We start from the raw sequence: 18,191 nt of genomic DNA on the forward strand, positions 1-18,191 counted from the left end.
ACACATTGTTTATGTTATATTGTAACTGTTAACCGATTTGAGATGTAACCTGAGCATGAAAAAAATATCCTTTGTAGCGCTGCTTGTCAGCCTTTTCAGTTCAAACCTGCTGGCGCAGTCGCTGAACGTAGTGACCAGTATCAAACCGCTGCAGTTGGTGGCTGAAGCAATCGTTGCCGATCTCGGTAAGGTGGATGTATTGATCCCGCCGGGGGCTTCTCCGCATCACTATGCCCTGCGGCCCTCTGACCTGCGTCGCCTGAACGATGCTGATCTGGTGGTCTGGGTCGGTCCGGAGATGGAGCAGTTTCTGGGTAAAGCGCTGAAATCAACTCCGGCACCTGTGCTGCAATTGATGGAGGGCGATGCACAAGCAGCCGGCGGGCATGCCCACGATCATGCGGAGGGTGAACATCATCACGGCGAAAACGATCCGCATATCTGGCTTGACCCGGTACTGATGCTGGAAGCCGCAGATCAGATCAGGCAGCAGCTCAGCCTTCAGGCACCGAAACAGGCGGCGCAGTTGCAGGCAAACTACGAGCGTTTCAGTGCAGAACTGATTGCGGCGGAGGCTCATGTTCGTCAGCAGCTATTGCCGCTCCAGAAGCGGGGGTTCGTTGTATTCCACGACGCATTCAGCCTGCTGGTCGATCACTACGGGCTGAACCAGCGGGCGTACTTCACGGTCGATCCGGCGCGTGCGCCGGGAGCGAAAAAACTGCAGCAGATCCAGACCCTGCTGGAACAGGAGAATATCGGCTGTGTCTTCACCGAACCCCAGTTTAAGGCAGCGGTGATCGAGCGGATTGTGTCGGGCTATCCGGTCCGGTTGGGGCAGTTAGATCCTCTGGCTATCGATATTACAACCGAGCAGGGCTACCCCGGTTATCTGAGAGCGCTCGGCGCTAATATTCAAAGCTGTCTGCAGTAATGAGTGTTGCTAACCCGGTGTTTTGAGCAGGGTGTTTACCCGGCTGCAAAGGGCCGTGGGCTGGTAAGGCTTCACCAGATAGCTGTCGACGCCGGTGGCGATCGATTCGTGGATCAGGTGTGCTTCGGCGTGGGCCGTGAGCATAATGAACGGGATGCGATTGAGGCGTTGATCTGCCCGCAGGTTACGTAGCAGTTCAAGGCCGTTCATCTGTGGCATATCCCAGTCACAGATAATCAGGTCGATATTCATCAGTCGCAGTCGTTTCAGCGCTTCTTCCCCGTTCGGGCTTTCAACGATGCGTCGAAAGCCCATGCTTTTCAGCGTGGTGCGGGTCAGCATCCGCATTGACTGCATATCGTCAACGATCAGAACAACTGCGCTGGCGGGTGGGACGTTGATGGTTCGCTGTGTTTTACTCATTGCAGAAAACAAAAAAAAATAGCTGCAGAAGGGAGCGCCATAATACGGCAGGGGGGCAGTGCCGCCAAATCTAAAGCGCGATAACCCTGTCCGAAGCAATTATTTTGTTAAATTTTAAAATTCGATAATATTTTTCTTCACAAATAAAAAACCTCTCTATATAATGCGCCCCACTTTTGACGCAGATGTGGTGGAATTGGTAGACACGCTAGCTTCAGGTGCTAGTGCCTTCACGGGCGTGGGAGTTCGAGTCTCCCCATCTGCACCAACTCCTTCTGGAGTGGTGTAAAAAGTAACGGGGTAGCGCCCTTAACGCTGACAATTTGATTGATACGCAGATGTGGTGGAATTGGTAGACACGCTAGCTTCAGGTGCTAGTGCCTTCACGGGCGTGGGAGTTCGAGTCTCCCCATCTGCACCAGTCATTCCCTCCCGGTTTGACCTTCCTTAGTTTTTTATTTTTCTTACTCTGACAGCGCTAATCTGTCTGGGGATTTTTGCCGTTGTAAATTCCGGCTCCGCTGATCGGGTTCAGATCCATCAGCCGGGCGTAGTCTGGTAGTGCATGATTTTCCACCAGACCATGGCTGAGTGCCCACTGCGCCTGATGCTGCAATGAACTCAGTTGCTCATTATCCAGCCCCAGATGGAAGTGGTAGTCTTTCCAGCTCCAGTCGATAAACTCCTGAGTCAGCTTCAGTCTGTGACGCAAAATTAACTGTGCCGCTTCCGGGTTGTTGCGGATATAGTGCACCGCCTTCTGTAAGGCCAGCAGGACCTGCTGCTTCTGTTCTTGCAGTTCGGGCTGATCAGTCAGTTCCAGCAGGTTGAAGCGCAGATTAAACAGGCCCTTGGTATCAACAATATTGATCTGATCGGCCCCCTGCAGATAAATTTTATAGGCGTAAGGTTCCCACACCGAGAGCAGATCTACCTGCCCCGACGCCAGGGCGTTATGCATCTCGGTAATATCCAATGGCACATAAACCGGCTGCAGCGGGTCGAGACCCTTATGTTTCAGCCAGTTATGGAGAAAATATTCGCTGGCACTGTTTTCGACGACCCCGATCCGGAGTCTGCTCAGATCGCGGGAGGCCTCGAGCTGTAAGGGTTCCCGGCTGATCAGTTTGATATCGTTGTCGGACTCGACAAAACTCGCGATGACCGCAAAATGATCGTAATAAAAGCCGTTGAACATGACCACCGAGTCGGAGCTGGTGGCCAGATCGGCCTTACCCTGCAGCAGAAGATCAAAGCAGTTTGCGCCCCCCGCAACATCCAGTAACTCAACCTGTACCGCCTGTTCATCGAAGTAACCGAGCTTTTCGGCCACATAGAAAGGCGCCGAAAGTGGGGTGGAGGAGACCGCAATCCGCAACGAACCGGGTTTCTCGTCCGGTTGCAGAGCAGCAGCCAATAACAGCAGGCCGCTGCCGATCAGCAGCGCTATCATCAGAATCAATACCGGCTTTCTGAGCGCGGACATAACCAATCCTTCTTTACGGCTGGGGAGCAGGATGCAGCGAGGCTGCATAATTAGTATTTGTTCAATTACTTACTAAAGCAAGGGACAATAGAGTGGTATGATGCGGGCACAAGCGCTGATACCAGCGGATTGTGCATCTGGCTGCCCGTGGCGGGCAGCGCAGGGAAAGGGTATAAAGTTAATCTGGCTGGGCGGTCAACCGCTTAGCCCAGCAGTAAAGCGAGTTGCACCAGCATGGGTGTGATCGCAATCGCTAAGCCTGCAACGACCATAAGGATTGATGGTACAACCCCGATAACTTCAACATTGTTTTCAACTTCGTTCATGTGCCTGTCTCCTGAATGGTTGGGCTTTGTAAAGTCTTTGCAGGAGCGGTGCCAATTTTTGGTTGTTTTGTAACTTGTTGATTATTTGGTTTTTTACGGGTTGTTCGGGCTGAGAGTCGACGGGGTTGCTGGTTTATGTCATGTCATATTTGTCAGGTATGTCATATGTTGCGTAGTCGCTGCGCGGGCAATCGCCGCACCTGTTAAGATACAACGCCGCAGGCAAGCGTCTGATGGCAGGGAATAAGAGTCGTTATAGGAAGTAAAAATGAGCCAACCGGTCCTGTTTGCCCGGCAACCGATTTTTGATCGGCAGATGAACACCTATGCGTATCAGTTGATCTGCAGTCTGGATCCAGAGGATGCGAATCCGAGCCCGGATCATACTGCTGAGGTGCTGGTTAACGCTTTCAGTAACTTCCTTGAAAAGGGACATATCCGTTACCTGCCAGCGCTGATCAGGTTTGATGCCGGTTGGTTACAGCATGGCCAGTTACCTGCGGTTCCGTCTGATGCGCTGTTACTTGATCTGCACTATACCGACCTGCCGGACGCTTCATTGCAGACTCTGCGCCAACTGGCGGAGAAAAACTATCGGCTGGTGGTGCCGGCCAATGCTTCTGAAACACTGCTGGAGCTGGGTTCTGTAGTGCGGATCGATATCCGGCAAGGCAGTCAGGCCGAGCTGGAATCGCTCTGCCGGCAACTGCGGCAGCAGCCGGGTAAAATACTGCTGGCTGATCAGGTTGACAGCTTCAGCGATTATGAGATGTGTAATGCGGTTGGCTTTGATCTGTTTCTGGGCAATTTCTTTGCGAGCGCTGAGCCGGTGGCGGGGCGTAAGCTGTCGCGTAATGAGCTGGTCATGTTCCAGCTTATCGGTGAGGTGAATCATCCTGATGCCACGGCTGACAGTATCGAGCAGGTGTTGCAGCGGGATCCGGAGCTGGTCGCCAGCCTGTTAAGGCTGGTGAACTCCGCAGCCTATCGGGGCCACCGCACCATCGGCAATATTTCCGAGGCGGTGGTGCTGCTGGGGTTGGCCGAGCTGAGAAAGTGGGTGTTGTTTTTTGCCCTGTGCCACAACCGCCAGATTCCTTCAGAGCTGATCTCCCTGTTGTTGTTAAAGGGCAAGATGTGTGAGCTGCTGGCAGCCAATGATGCGCAACTGGAGCCGAGCACTGCGTTTATGACCGGGGTGCTCTCGGGGATCGACGTGATTCTCTGTATGCGCAAGGATGAGCTGCTGCCACAGTTGCCCCTGCAGGTCGAAGTGAAACGGGCTCTGGCGGGCGGGAGTAACCCTCTGGGGCGCCTTCTTGCGAGTGTCGAAGCTTATGTCACGGGGCAGTGGGAACGTTTGCCGGCAGGGGTAAACGAAGGCGAGATGACAACGGCTTATGATCAGGCCCTTGGCTGGAGTCTTGAGCTGATGCAGGAACTGGGCTGAGCGGCTCAGTTCCCGGTTTCAGTGCTGGTCAGTTCCTTCGCTTCGATCGGTATATGCATACGCAGGTGGAAACCCGGGGTCTCTTCCTGAGGCAGTTCGGCGCGGCCGCCTAACTGACGCGAAATAATATTAAACACAATCGACATACCCAGGCCACTGCCGCCCTGACCCCGTTTGGTGGTGAAGAACGGTTCGAACAGTTTCTTCTGTTCCTCCGCCGTCAGTCCGCGGCCGTCATCACGATAATCCAGAATCAGATGGTCTCCCTCGCATTCCGCGTGGATGACAATGTTGCCTCCCTGTTTTTGCTCAAACCCATGCAGGATGGAGTTATTGATCAGGTTACTGATGATATGGTGCAGTGCGCCGGGGTAACTGTTGAGCTGGATATCTTCCGGAATCTGCAGGTTGAAACGGACCTTCTGATGTTTGTACTGCGGGTAGATTGTCTGGATCGAGGATTGCAGATAGTTGTGCAGATTGAACTTCTGTTTCGCATCGTAGCTCTGGTCGGTAGCAATCAGTTTAAAGCTTGAGATCAGATTACTGGCCTTGATGATATTGCTCTCGAACAGATGGCTGGATTCTTCGACTTCATCAAGGAAACCGCGCAGATCGCTCTGGGTCAGCGTACCTTCGGCCATTTTCTGGCGAATGAGCTTGGCGTTTTCTCCCTGAAAGCTGGCGGCGGTACGGCAGACCCCGATCGGGGTGTTAATCTCATGGGCTACCCCGGCCACCATATTCCCCAGCGCGGCCATTTTTTCGGTTTCGATCAGCAGGTCCTGTGCTGAACGCAGATCGTCCATCGAGTTCTGCAACTGCTGGGTTCGCTCCATGACCCGTTGTTCCAGTTGCTCTTTATGATGCAGCTCTTTCTCCAGCAGGGTATCGCGTTCTTCAACCAGTTGCTGCAGGTGGAGCTTGTTCTCATGCAGGCTCCGGTAGGTCTGTTCCAGGCTGCTGCCCATATGGTTGATGGTCTGTACTACGTTGTCGATCTCATCGTACTGACTTTGGTCTTTCTGTCGCTTATTCAGTTTCAGCGGGTTGTTATGGCGGCTGAAATCCAGATCGCGCAGGTAGTCAGAGATCGTCTGAAGATGGCGGGTGATCAGGAGCCAGATCAGCAGAAGAATGAAGCCGGATACAAGAAAGGTCTTGATCCCGTTGCTGACCAGAATCACCCCGGCTTTTTGCAGCAGGCGGTTGTAGACGTTGTCGATACTGGCCGTAATCCGCAGTTTGCCGATATCCTGAGCGCTGATGCCCGGTGCACTGTAGTTGAGTGGGAAATCCATGTTGCGTATGGTGCTGGAGACGGCCTCTCCCTGTTCCCAGGCGATCTCATCCTCGACCAGAATCGCGACATATTCGATATCGGGTAGTTGGCTCAGGCCGACCAGTTGGGTTTCGATCTGGGAATCATCCAGTGACCAGACACTGAGGGTAATCGCCTGCAGGTAGGAGGTACGGATATTATTGAACTGCTGCTCGATGCGGCTGATGTCGGCGCGGTAATCGAGCCCAAGCTGTAAAGAGGTGCTGAGCAGGGTAAAACAGGAGCTGAAGACCACGATCAGAATGGCAATACGTTTCCCAAGGCGTCCGGAGATGATCTTGGCGGGAACTTTTGCAGATCTGCCTAACATATGCCGGTAGTCCTCAGTCAGGGTAGCGTTGGCAAATAGCCAGAATACTGTCCAGATTCTTTTCAAACAGCTCAATCAGTTGCGGATCAAAGTGCTTACCGCTTTGCTCCTGCAGCAGTTGCAGTGTTTGCTCAAGCGGCCAGCCCTCTTTGTAACAGCGTGCGCTGTTAAGGGCATCGAACACATCGGCTACCGCCGTGATTCGCCCGGACAGCGGGATCTCTTCCCCTTTCAGTCCTTTCGGGTAACCGCTGCCGTCCCATTTTTCATGGTGGCTGCCGGCGATCCGGGCGGCCAACTGAAAAACCGGCCGGTCCGAGCTGCGCAACATCGACTCGCCGATTTCGGCATGGGTCTGCATCACCTGCCACTCCTCCGCATCCAGCTTGCCGGGTTTGTTCAGAATCGCATCAGGAATCGCGATTTTACCCAGATCATGTAGTGGAGAGGCGAGTCGCAGGTTTTCAACGAATACCTGATTGGTACCGTAGGCGGAAGCCAGCAGCGCCGAGATTTCGGCAACCCGTTTAACGTGTGCGCCGGTTTCCTTGGAGCGTTTTTCAACGGCTTCACCGAGGATGTAGATCAGCTCCGCCTGGGTCTCCTGAATCTCTTCTTTCAGCAGCAGGGTGTGATAGGTGGAGATTACATCGGCGCTGAAGATCTCCAGCAGGTGTTTGCCATGCTCATCAATATTACTGCGATGTTTGATATAGAGCAGGCTCTCGGCCCCGGACATACCTGAGTGGTAGGCGATATAGCCCTGATCGGTATGGATTGAGCGTTTTTCGGCTAAAGCCTGACCAAAGGCGGTCTGCAGCTCTTCCGGCAGTTCGTTCTCTTCAAACTGTACCAGAGCCTGCTGGTTGTGATGATCCAGCAGCGGCTTCATGTTTCCGGTGGCGGCCAGCACGGTAAACCGGGGCAGATCGCGATAGATTCGCCGGGTACTGCAGTAGATCGCATCCGGTTCGAAGTTGAGCAGGGAGATCAACTGGCTGAGAATCGCTGAGGCCAGCAGACTGAGTGAGTTCACCTGATTGATCTGGCCGATGGCATGAATCACGGTTTCCAGCGACCGGCGCTGGTGATCGATGGTGCGAATGTCGCGGTAGGAGCGCAGCGAGGAGTAGACCAGAGTTTTCAGTTTGATGCCGGTCAGCTCAGTTTTATCTTTGTAGTCATTGATATCGTATTCATGAATCACCCTCTCCTCCGGTGCCTGACCGGGTTGTCCGGTACGCAGAACCAGTCGGGTCATCTCGTTCTGCAACTCCTGACGGATGGTGCGTACCAGTTGCAGGCCGGCATCGTCGGTTTCCATGACCACGTCGATCAGGGCAAGGCCGATATCGGAGCCATGCTGTTCCAGTAAAGCGCGGGCTTCTGCTGCGGAGCGGGCTTCGAGCAGCTCTACCGGCCGACCATCAAAGTAAGCGTTTTTGAGCACCAGTTGGGTGACCCGGTGGACACTCTCTTCGTCGTCGACAATCAGTACTTTCCATGGCGGGAGCCCTGCTTCGGAGTTAACTGGTTCCTCTGCCGCAAAAAGTAGGGTATCGGTCATTATCTGTTCCTGTAGCCTTTAAGGCGCCGGGCAATGGCACCCGACCTCCGGTAAGTGTAGTCCAAGCCATAGCCGGTGTACGAAGTGGGCGCGATCTGTTGTTGTTTTTATTGGCCTCATCTTAGCGACTCAGCCGCGTTCGGGGAAGGGCTCCGCCAGGCGGAGCTCTGAGTCTCTTCAGGCGGAACAGTGATCCTCCCGGCTCTGTCTGATCTGCCGTAAAATCTGTACCGAAGACCAGATGAACAGGCTGGCCATGATGCTGGCGACAATCAGATCGGGCCAGGCGGAACCCGCTTGCCAGACACCGGCCGCTGCAAGCATCACCGCCAGATTACCGATAGCGTCGTTGCGGCTGCAGAGCCATACAGAGCGGACATTGGCGTCGCCGTTTCGAAAGCGCAGCAGAATCAGCACACTGAGCATATTGGCGGCGAAGGCGATAAAACCTACGATACCCATGGTGGCGGCTTCCGGCGTTTTCAGCAGCACAACCCGGTACAGGGTCATGCCCATCACCGCCAGCCCCATCAACAGCAGACTGATCGCTTTAAACAGTGCCGCCCGGTTGCGTACGGTCAGGGAGCGCCCGATTACCAGCAGGGACAGGCTGTAAGTGGCGGTGTCGCCGAGGAAATCCAGCGCGTCGGCCTGCAGTGCCTGAGAGTGGGCCTGCAAACTGGCACCCATCTCAAGGAAAAACATAAAGGCATTAATGCCGATCACCCACAACAGTGCCCTTTTGTACTCACGTGAGGCACCGTCAAAGTTCTGATCATTATTGCAGCATGAACCCATCACTCACTCCTTTAATCGCTCGGTTGGCAGGCAGAAAAGGCTGAAGCAGCCGTAATCCTGTTCCCAGATAAACCGAGTATGGATTATGAAAATGATTTAAAAATGACTACTGTACACCCATAAACCGATAGCCCTGATTACGTTTGTTCTGGAAACAGTGATGACCCAGTTTTCTGCGCAGTTTGCGGATATAGCTCTCCAGCACATTGCTGTCCGGCTCTTTGTTAAAGCGGTAAAGGCCATCGAGCAGTTGCTGGCGGCTGAAAAGCCGGTCCGGGTAGCGCAAAAATTGCTGCAACAGGCGAAACTCCAGATCAGACAGTGGGATCTCTTCGCCGCTGTGGAGCACCACGGCGGTTTGCCGTGACGTTTCCAGACGGATACCTCCCGCCTGCAGGCGCGGGCACTGGTGGGGTTGTGCACGGCGCAGCAGCGACTGCATACGCGCCAGTATCAATGCGGGTTCTGTTTCCCGGCTGACGAAATCATCGGTACCGGCGGTAAAGGCGTCCAGTGCTGCGTGATCAGTTGCCTTCAGCGCTGCGGCGATACAGATGATCGGAGTGTGGTTGTGCTGGCGTCGCCAGAGCCGGATCAGTTGCAGGGCATCTGAGTCGCCCAGTGACAGATCGAGCAGAATAATGTCGAAGCTGACCTCTTCCAGCAGATAACGGCTTTCCGCCAGACTCGGGCTCTGGTCGATCTGATACTCAGCGCCGAGCAGGGCTGTGTACAGCGGGTCGTTTTGCTCTGAGGAGCTGATCAGTAGGAGGCGCATCGGCCTAGCTTAGCGAAGTTGCCCGGGTGAAGACAGCCTCATTGTTGCAACGGTTCGCTACCCAAGTCGGATAGCGCTTTTCCGGCCAGTGCATACACTGAATAGGTTGCTGGTACGGAGGTGAGAGATGTTGAAGCAGATGCTATCCGGCATGTTACTGGCCGGAATCGGGTTATCAGGTCTGGCGTATGCTGCGCCGCTGGAAGGGGAGAAGCAGGTGCTGTTGCTGGATAAACAGGGCAATGAGCGGCTGCTGGGACAGATCCTGTTTCAGCCACAGGGGAGCGTGAGTCAGTATGAGCTGCATGTGGATCATAGCCAGTTTCGGGATTACTTTCTGTCAATGAAAGAGATGAAGTGCCTTGAAGGCCCTGAACTCTGGTGTCACCTTCCCTATCCCTATACGCAGCCACATCAGGTCAGCGACACTGATCTGCGCTGGTTGTCCCATGATCTGCTGTTTATGTTCAAAAAGCCTTCGGAGTTCGGGGCTAACTTCTGGAACGGTATCTATTATCAACTGGAGCTGGAGGGCGATCAGATACGGGGCCGGGCGATGGCGGTGGATCTGAATCTGCTGGCATCTCCGCCTGAGAGTGCCGCTCCTCCCATCGGCGACACTGAACTGGATGATATCGACCGCAGCCAGCGTTGGCTGCCAGATCTGATTATTCGCTAGTCGGGGCTTGCTGAACCCGGCCGGTGCTGGGTTAAACTGGGCTATGCTTTAGCGGCGAATACGCTATTTTGTGGTTTGATAAGGCTCTGAGCTCACACAGGATGTATATGTACAGATGGTTTGGCATCATCGGGTTGGTTGTCTATGGTTGAGCGGCAGGACGGAGCTCCCCTGAGCGGAGGTAAAGGGTATCGCGCTTCCCTGCGTGCCCAGTTGATTCTGTGGATGGTGTTGCTGACTCTGGTGCCCTTAACGCTGGAGTCATGGATCAACTACCATCAGGATCGGGAGGGGCTGAAAGCCGCCTTTGAAGAGAAGCTGCAGCAATCCTCCAGAATTACCTCCGTCTCTCTGAAAAGCTGGTTTGAACAGCGGCAGACGGGCGTGCGCTTTCAGGCAGGCCTGAACAGCACAGTGCAGTTACTGCAACAGTTACAGCAGTCGTTTGCGCAGAGCGAAAAGAACCTGAGGCAGTATGTCGGCAGTGCGGAGTGGCAACAACTGACAGCCGCCTACAGCAGCGATCTGCAAGCCCTGCGGCGGCAGGATGATTTCATCTACGATATCCTGCTGCTGGATAACAATGCCAACCTGCTCTATTCCGTGATGGGTGAAACCGATCTGGGCACTAACCTGCGGCATGGGCCCTATGCCGGAACCGGCCTTGCCCGCAGTGTCCGCACCAGTTTGTCTACCGGCCAGCTCTCTTTCTCCGGTCTGGAACGTTACTCCCCTTCGGGTGATGTGCTGGCCGGATTTGTAACGATTCCTGTCCGCAATGTTCATGGTGATCCGCTCGGGGTTTACGCCATCCAGTTACGCTTTGGCAGTGTCTTCAAACTGCTGGAGATGACCCGTGATCAGAGCTACCTGCACTATCTTGTGGATCAAAGCGGCGTGCTGATCTCCCCACGGGGGAAGATGGTCAATGAAGTGCTGGTGCGTCAGGTCAGGCTGGCGGGGCGCAATCACGCCAACCGGGTCTACAGTCCGGGAGATGAAAACCGGGTGCAGAGTTATATCGGGCCGGAAGGGGAGGCCGTGTTTGGGGTGGTCAAACCGGTGCAACTGGCCAATGTGCAGTGGTATCTGGTGACTGAAGTCGAACAGACAACGGCGTTACGTTCCGCGGATCAACTGGGCACCTTTTCGCTTATGCTGGGGCTGGTGACGGCTTTGGTCGTGGCCCTGATGGCCTATTTAATTGCCGGAAAAATCACCTCGCCGATCATACAACTGGCACGACTGGCCCGTGAAGCAGCAGCCGGCGATGTGGAAAAGGTTGAGCTGGAATCGACCAATGAGGAAACCTCACAACTGACTCTGGCCTTTAACCACCTGCTTGCAGCGAGGCAAATGAATGAGGCGGCACTCAGGCAAAGTGCCGAGCAGGCCCGACAGGCCCTTGCCGAGCTGACAGAGCAGAAGTTCGCACTGGATCAGCATTCCATTGTTGCCGTCACCGATCTGCGCGGCACCATCACCTACGTGAATGAAAAATTTGTCGAGATCAGCGGCTATATGGCAAGCGAGCTGATCGGTCGTAACCACCGGATTCTTAACTCCGGGTATCACTCGCAGGAGTTTTTCCGTCAGATTTACCGAACCATTGCCAGCGGTGAGGTGTGGCAGGGTGAGATCCGTAACCGGGCTAAAGATGGCAGTATCTACTGGGTCTGGACCACCATCGTACCGTTCAAAAATGAGCAGGGAAAACCGGTCAGCTATATCGCCCTGCGTTATGACATTACCCAGCGTAAGCAGATGGAGCTGGAGATCCGCGAGGCGCTGGTGCGACAGGAGTCTATTCTGGAGTCCACCGATAACGGCATTCTGGTGACACTGCCGGGCGGCGCGGTAGACAGCTACAACCGGCGTTTTGCTGAGTTGTGGAGTATGCCAGAGGTCTACCATCGCGACACCCGGGTACTGGGCAACGTGCTGCGCCAGTTGAGTAATGCTGATGAGATGGCGCATATCATCAAGGGCCTGCTGAATAATGAGCAGCGGCCTGACAGCTCCTACCTGTATCTGAAAGATGGCCGGACCTACGAACAGATCTCGATTCCGATGTATGTGGATGGAGAGATTCGGGGGCGGGTATGGTCGTTCCGGGATATTACCAAGCAGGTGAATGCTGAGCGACGTCTGATCAAGGCGCTGGAGCAGGGCGAAGAGGTGCAGCGCGAGCTGGAAGAGGCCAAAAGCCGGGTTGATCTGGCGGTAGAAGCATCGGAAATCGGTATCTGGGAGTGGGATCTGCAGGCGAACCGGTTGACCTGGGATGAGCAGACCGTATCGATCTATCAGGTGCCGCCGGAGGTGATCGCGAGCCACCTTTACTATGATTTCTGGCGTGCCTGTCTGCATCCCGCCGATCGAAGCCGTGTTGAAAATTCGCTGTCTCAGGCGATCAGCCAGCGCCAGGGCTGGCGTAATGAATACCGTATCTGTCTGGCGAATGGTGAGGTGCGCTACCTGAAAGCGTCGGCGGCAGCGATTCTCGACAGTCATGGCGAAGTGCAGAAAATGATCGGCACCCATCAGGATATCACCGCCGAGCGGGAGATGGAGCAGCGCCTGATCGCGCTGAAAGAGGAGGCGGAACAGGCTAACCGGACTAAAAGTGCGTTTCTGGCGAATATGAGCCATGAGATCCGCACGCCAATGAACGGGGTGATCGGTATGCTGGGGTTACTCCTCAGCGCGCCGCTCAGCGATGAGCAGCGGCATCGGGCGAAGATTGCGGAAAGCAGCGCCAACGCATTGCTGCACCTGATTAACGACATACTGGATTTCTCTAAAGTTGATGCGGGCAAGCTGGAGCTGGAAACCATCGACTTCGATCTGCAGGAGATGCTGGCTGAACTGGCAGAGGCGATGGCACTGCAGGCACAGGAGAAAGGACTTGAGCTGATTCTGGATCTGACCGGGGTCGGGCAATCCCGGGTCAGAGGGGATTCAGGGCGTTTACGCCAGATTCTGACTAACCTGATAGGTAATGCGATTAAATTTACCCCGCAGGGTGAGATTCTGCTGCGGGTCGAACTGACTCCGTCTGCCACCGAGGGCTGTCAGTTGCGTTGCCGGGTTGAAGACAGTGGCATAGGGATCGCACCGGAGAAGCTTGAGGAGCTGTTTGAGTCCTTCAGCCAGGTTGATGTCTCTACCACCCGCGAGTATGGCGGTACCGGGCTCGGGCTGGCCATCAGTAAGGAGCTTTGTGTGCTGATGGGTGGGGATATCAGCGTAGAAAGCCGGGTCGGCGAAGGGAGCTGTTTTGAGTTCTGGGTTGAGCTGGAGAGCAGTGATCACCCGCTCAGTCAGACCGGCCAGACCGAAATGGACGGCCAGCAGGTCCTGTTGCTGGACGGCAATCGCCACAGTGCAGACGTCATCAGCCGACAGCTTCAGCAGTGGGGTGCCCGGGTTGTTGTGGCAGAGAGTGCTGAGGGGGCTTCAGGGCTTTGCCGGGAGTTGTCTGCCGGGGCATCGGCAAATGGCTTTGACCTCGCCTTTATTGATCAGCAGGCAGTGCCGGCGGAGTGGATTACCGAGTTGCGGAGCGAAGCCTGCTGCCAGCAAACGCGGATGATACTGATGACCTCAATGGCCGCCAGCAGTGCCAGTGGCGCGATTGCTGCGCTGGGTTATCACTGGCACTTTGCCAAACCGGCGACACCGCACAATCTGTTACTGGCACTGAATGCCAGTATTACACCACAGGCGCTGGAGCCAGAGGCGTTATCCGCATCAGGGGCGCTGCAACCGGAACCGGCGATGGTCGTGGAACCGGAGGCCGAAGCGTCGGGCAGCAGAGTGCTGGTGGTGGAGGATAATCAGGTTAACCAGATGGTGATACAGGGCATGCTGACCCAATTGGGTTACCGCTCGATGATCGCTGCCAATGGCGTAGAAGCCTTGCAGATGTTGCAAAATTCATTGCACGATGAGGATCCGGTGGAACTGATCCTGATGGATTGCCAGATGCCGGAGATGGATGGTTATGAAGCGACGCGGCAGATACGGGCCGGGCAGGGCGGTGATCTCTATATCGGGCTGCCCATTGTCGCGATGACGGCCAACACCATGGCGGGGGACCGTGAAAAGTGTCTGGCCGCAGGTATGGATGAATTTATCAGTAAGCCGGTGCTGGTGGATCAACTGAAGGGTATGTTGCAGCGCTTTATCTCAGGTAGTCTGGCGGAGCCTGAGAAGGTTACAGTGACTGAGCCCGTTGTAGCGACAGAGCCCGGTACAGAAGAGACGCAGGCTGAAGTGTGGGGGTTGTCGTCTCTGATCGACCGGATGATGGGTAACCGGGAGATGCTGCCACCGTTACTGGAGATCTTTATTGAAGATTCCGGCCAACTGGTTGCAGAGATTCAGAGTGCAGCGGATGCAGAAACGCTGGCGGCACTTGTTGGGCCGGCCCACTCGCTGAAAGGGATGGCTGCTAACCTGTCAGCGATGCAGTTGTATGAGCAGGCATCCATGATGGAGAGGTTGGCGCGGGAAGCCAACCGGGACGCACTGAGCCTGTTGCCCGGGTTTATCGCAGCGTATGATGCCGTGGTGCTGCGCTTCAGGGAGTACCTCGATGGCCTGAATCCGCAGGCGAAAAATGAGCTTAGTCATCTGCGGTTAAGGCAATTTATCCGTCAATTGACGGACGCCGTCAGTCAGGGAATCTACATTGATCCGGCTGACTATGATGAACTCTGGAATTGTCTGGCCGGACCTGAGGTTGATGCAGAACTGAAACGGCTGCGCAGACATATCTCCGGATTCGAATTTGAGGCGGCGCTGGAGAGTTTGGAAAAGCTGGACGGCTTGTTGCAAACCGATCAAGAAGAACAAACAGCAGGATGAAACCGTGAAAGACACCCCGGTGGTACTGATCGTAGATGATATGCCCTCCAATATTAAGGTGCTGGCAAACTGCCTCAAAGAGGAGTACGAGATTCGTGCGGCCACCAGTGGCCAGGCGTGTCTGCAGCAGTTGCAGGCTGGCCCCGTACCGGATCTGATACTGCTTGATATTGAAATGCCGGATATAAACGGGCTGGAGGTGTGTAAGCAGCTTAAGGCGCTGCCAAGGCTGAAGGATGTGCCGGTGATCTTCGTGACCGCCTGGGGAGAGGAGCGGGATGAGGAGCTGAGTTTTGAACTGGGCGCGGTCGATTACATTACCAAACCGGTGCGGCCTTCGGTGGTACGTGCCCGGGTCAATACCCATGTCACCCTGAAAAAACAGCAGGAAAAGTTGCGGGAGATGGTGCTGAAAGACTCGCTGACCGGCCTTTACAGCCGCTATTATCTGCTTGAAACAGCGGTGAAACGGATGGCAGAGGCGGAGCGTCACAGCCTGCCGCTGAGTCTGGTGCTGTTTAATCTGGATCACTTCAAACAGATCAATAATCACTACGGCTATATGCAGGCGGATAAGGTACTCAGCCAGTTGGGTGACCATCTGTTGCAGAACCTGCGTAAAGGTGATCTGCCGGCCCGCTTTGGCGGAGAGACCTTTATCCTGTTACTCGAACAGTGTGACCTGAAGGCGGCTGAGGAGAAAGCGGAGGCGCTGCGTCAGTCCATTGAGCAACTGGAGCCGGAAAAAATTCGCCTGACCTGCAGTATGGCGGTGGCGCAGTATCAGTCTGGTGAAGCGATCGAACAGTGGCTGGGGCGCTGTGATCAGGCTCTGGCTGAGGCCAAACGGCTCGGCCGTAACCGGGTCTGCCCGACCGGGTAACTGTCAGCCCCTTTGCCTCTGAGGTTGAAGGGGCATGTCGTCTTTTAATCTCCGGCCAGATGTAACTGCAACCATTTCTGTAGCTGACTGAACTCCATTGGCCGCGCGAAATAAAACCCCTGTGCCTGGTCACAGTCGAGCTGCCGGAGGTGTTCCATCTGCTCGAGGGTTTCTACCCCTTCTGCGATCACCTGCATATTCAGATCTTTGCCGAGGCTGATGATCATCTCCGGTATATGGGTGCTGGTGTGCTCATCGAGCATTTTATCGACAAAGGATTTATCGATTTTCAGGCGGTCAAAATTCAGCGTTTCCAGATAGCTGAGACAGGAAAATCCGGTACCAAAATCGTCGATGGCGACCTGAGCACCATACTCGTGGATGGTGGCCAGAATCTCGCGCACATTCTCGGTATCCATCATCGCCACAGACTCGGTTACCTCGAACTCGATCTGGCTGGCGGACACCTCCAGCCGGTCGAGACGACTGCGGATGGTGTGAAGGAAGTTGGGGTGGCGGAACTGCAGCGAAGAGATATTAATCCCCATCTGCAGTTTCAGGCCGAACTGCTGCTCCAGTCGAACCAAGTCGGCCATGGCAGTATCCATCACCCACTTACCCAGCGGGATAATCATGCCTGAGCTTTCAGCGACCGGGATAAACTCCTGCGGACCGATCATGGTGCCATTCTTGGTGCGCCAGCGCATCAGGGCTTCAAACCCGGTCACCTGACCCGTGCGGAGGTCGATCTGGGGTTGATAGGCGAGGAACAGCTCATTGTCGTTGTAGGCACGACGCAGCCCCTGTAACAGTAGCATCCGCTGGTGGGTTTCGCGTTCAATCTCCTGAGTGTATTCAATCGCCTCGCCGCGGACGATAGTCTTCGCCCTTTTCAGCGCAATATTGGCGCGTTTGATCGCATCGTTACCCCTCAGGTTGCTGTCGTTGAGCTGGTAGTAACCCTGAGTTACCGAGATCACCAGCTCATCACCAAACAGGCTGAAAGGGTCAAAAAATCCGGCTTTTATCCGGGCGGGCTCGAGCAGTGAACGTGGCCCGAGCAGACCGAAGGTATCGCCGGACACCCGGCTGACAAAGACCTCGGCCGGCAGCATCTCGGTCAGGCGTTGTGCCACCAGACGCAGCAGTTCGTCACCTGACTGAGCACCCAGTGTGTCGTTGATGCCGCTGAAGTGGTCGATGTCGATCAGCGACAGCATCAGGTTATGGCTCTGCCCCAGCAGCATCTTATCGATATGGTTGGCAAATGAGATTCGGTTGGGGATGTCCAGCAGCGAGTCGAAATAGGCGTGATTGTGTAAACGGTCCAGAATCGTCGCATTATCCAGACAGACCGAAATATTGCTGCAGAAAACCTCCAGAATCTGGTGTTCTGTCTCCTCCAGCGGGCGCTGTATATCGAGATAGAGCAGAATATCGTCGCGCATCTCGCTGGGGAAATAGAGCACGCAGGCGTGTTCATCATCAATACTGCGCTGCTCGCTGATGGCTCGTTGCAGCATCTGTTTGATATCCGGGTCTTCCAGTGGGCGGGCGTTCTGCGCTTTGATTGCCTGTTTGCCGGAAGCGGCGACGATAATAAACTGATGCTCATCCTGTTCAGTTATCTTACTGCGGCAGCAGATAATGCCCTCTTCAGGAACCCCGAGCAGGGCCGAAAGCTGGGTGATGATGCCGTTAGCCAAGTCGTTAATGCCGTGCCGCGACATCAGTTCGCTCGAGGCACGGACAATCTGTTCCAGCCCCCGCCGGCTGGTATCGATGGTGACCATTTCTGAGTAGGAGCGCAGCGCCGCGGTTACTGAGGTATAGAGCCGGGTGCGGGTCAGATCCGCTTTGTTTTTGTAATCGTTGATATCGTACTTCAGGATCACTTCGATTTCGGGAGCATACCCGGGCTGGCCGGTGCGCAGGATAATTCTGCAGTTGGTCATCTGCAGGTCGTGACGGATCACTCTGACCAGATCCAGCCCGGCGGTTTCGGTCTCCATCACCACGTCGAGCAGAACCACCGCGACGTCTTCGTGCTGGGTGAGCAAAGCGCGCGCTTCATCTGCGGAATAGGCATGCAGCAGTTGCAGCGGCTGGTTCATGAAAACCAGACCTTTCAGGCCAAATTTTGTTGCCTCGTGTACATCTCTGTCATCATCAACAACGAGCACCTTCCATGGTCTAAGACTCCCTTTCGCTTCGGAGCTGGCTTGGCGTTGCGGCTCCTCTGCAAACACAATGAGTTCATCAGACATGCATATCCCTCAGATCGAATGATCATAGTTAAGTATATGCACAGATACCGCAAGTTGTAGATTTTCCGGGGCCTTT

General features: G+C 54.9%; 13 protein-coding genes and 2 tRNA genes. 7 read left to right on the forward strand and 8 right to left on the reverse strand.

Going from position 1 to position 18,191, the window contains the following annotated elements:
* The first annotated feature begins 55 nt into the window (after nucleotides 1-55).
* A complete protein-coding gene (znuA, locus tag QUD59_RS07985; protein ID WP_286240694.1) occupies nucleotides 56-934 on the forward strand; it encodes a zinc ABC transporter substrate-binding protein ZnuA in 879 nt (292 codons plus the stop codon).
* 9 nt (nucleotides 935-943) lie between these two features.
* Here znuA and QUD59_RS07990 read toward each other — a convergent pair whose 3' ends face one another.
* Complete coding sequence (locus QUD59_RS07990) at nucleotides 944-1,357, reverse strand: response regulator (RefSeq protein ID WP_286240695.1); 414 nt, start codon at nucleotides 1,355-1,357, stop codon at nucleotides 944-946.
* A gap of 181 nt (nucleotides 1,358-1,538) precedes the next feature.
* On the opposite strand from QUD59_RS07990, the gene QUD59_RS07995 reads away from it, so the two are divergent.
* Both QUD59_RS07995 and QUD59_RS08000 read left to right on the forward strand, forming a co-directional pair.
* Nucleotides 1,539-1,625, forward strand: a tRNA-Leu gene (locus QUD59_RS07995).
* Nucleotides 1,626-1,691: 66 nt separating this feature from the next.
* Nucleotides 1,692-1,778, forward strand: a tRNA-Leu gene (locus tag QUD59_RS08000).
* Between the two features lie 57 nt (nucleotides 1,779-1,835).
* Here the strand turns inward: QUD59_RS08000 and QUD59_RS08005 are convergent.
* Complete coding sequence (locus QUD59_RS08005; protein WP_286240696.1) at nucleotides 1,836-2,843, reverse strand: ABC transporter substrate-binding protein; 1,008 nt, start codon at nucleotides 2,841-2,843, stop codon at nucleotides 1,836-1,838.
* Nucleotides 2,844-3,046: 203 nt separating this feature from the next.
* Entirely contained in the window at nucleotides 3,047-3,169 is a 123-nt protein-coding gene (locus QUD59_RS08010; RefSeq protein ID WP_286240698.1) for a hypothetical protein, read from the reverse strand.
* A gap of 268 nt (nucleotides 3,170-3,437) precedes the next feature.
* Between QUD59_RS08010 and QUD59_RS08015 the strand changes: the two genes are divergently transcribed.
* A complete protein-coding gene (locus QUD59_RS08015) occupies nucleotides 3,438-4,619 on the forward strand; it encodes an EAL and HDOD domain-containing protein (protein ID WP_286240699.1) in 1,182 nt (393 codons plus the stop codon).
* Between the two features lie 5 nt (nucleotides 4,620-4,624).
* Here the strand turns inward: QUD59_RS08015 and QUD59_RS08020 are convergent, their stop codons facing one another.
* The 4 genes from QUD59_RS08020 to QUD59_RS08035 form a co-directional block, all read right to left on the reverse strand.
* Nucleotides 4,625-6,271: a sensor histidine kinase gene (locus tag QUD59_RS08020; RefSeq protein WP_286240700.1), complete on the reverse strand. Its 1,647-nt coding sequence runs from the start codon at nucleotides 6,269-6,271 to the stop codon at nucleotides 4,625-4,627.
* A gap of 13 nt (nucleotides 6,272-6,284) precedes the next feature.
* The gene (locus QUD59_RS08025; RefSeq protein WP_286240701.1) at nucleotides 6,285-7,838 is read right to left on the reverse strand and encodes a response regulator; all 1,554 of its coding nucleotides are present in this window, start codon (nucleotides 7,836-7,838) and stop codon (nucleotides 6,285-6,287) included.
* A gap of 177 nt (nucleotides 7,839-8,015) precedes the next feature.
* The gene (locus tag QUD59_RS08030) at nucleotides 8,016-8,636 is read right to left on the reverse strand and encodes a cation efflux transmembrane domain-containing protein (protein WP_286240703.1); all 621 of its coding nucleotides are present in this window, start codon (nucleotides 8,634-8,636) and stop codon (nucleotides 8,016-8,018) included.
* A gap of 106 nt (nucleotides 8,637-8,742) precedes the next feature.
* Nucleotides 8,743-9,414 carry a response regulator transcription factor gene (locus QUD59_RS08035; RefSeq protein WP_286240704.1) on the reverse strand — a complete coding sequence of 224 codons (672 nt, stop codon included), beginning with the start codon at nucleotides 9,412-9,414 and terminating at the stop codon, nucleotides 8,743-8,745.
* 127 nt (nucleotides 9,415-9,541) lie between these two features.
* Between QUD59_RS08035 and QUD59_RS08040 the strand changes: the two genes are divergently transcribed.
* The 3 genes from QUD59_RS08040 to QUD59_RS08050 all read left to right on the forward strand — a co-directional run bounded on the left by QUD59_RS08040 (nucleotide 9,542) and on the right by QUD59_RS08050 (nucleotide 15,848).
* Nucleotides 9,542-10,093, forward strand: coding sequence for a hypothetical protein (locus QUD59_RS08040; protein ID WP_286240705.1), 552 nt, complete (start codon nucleotides 9,542-9,544; stop codon nucleotides 10,091-10,093).
* Between the two features lie 144 nt (nucleotides 10,094-10,237).
* Entirely contained in the window at nucleotides 10,238-14,965 is a 4,728-nt protein-coding gene (locus tag QUD59_RS08045) for a PAS domain-containing protein (RefSeq protein WP_286240706.1), read from the forward strand.
* A 4-nt stretch (nucleotides 14,966-14,969) separates the two neighbouring features.
* Nucleotides 14,970-15,848 (forward strand): diguanylate cyclase domain-containing protein, encoded by an 879-nt coding sequence (locus QUD59_RS08050; RefSeq protein ID WP_286240707.1) that lies wholly within the window; start codon nucleotides 14,970-14,972, stop codon nucleotides 15,846-15,848.
* Nucleotides 15,849-15,892: 44 nt separating this feature from the next.
* Here the strand turns inward: QUD59_RS08050 and QUD59_RS08055 are convergent, their stop codons facing one another.
* Nucleotides 15,893-18,115, reverse strand: coding sequence for a putative bifunctional diguanylate cyclase/phosphodiesterase (locus QUD59_RS08055; RefSeq protein WP_286240708.1), 2,223 nt, complete (start codon nucleotides 18,113-18,115; stop codon nucleotides 15,893-15,895).
* Between the last annotated feature and the right edge of the window lie 76 nt (nucleotides 18,116-18,191).

Origin of the sequence: Neptuniibacter halophilus (assembly GCF_030295765.1) — a bacterium.
Taxonomy (GTDB): Bacteria; Pseudomonadota; Gammaproteobacteria; order Pseudomonadales; family Balneatricaceae; genus Neptuniibacter; species Neptuniibacter halophilus.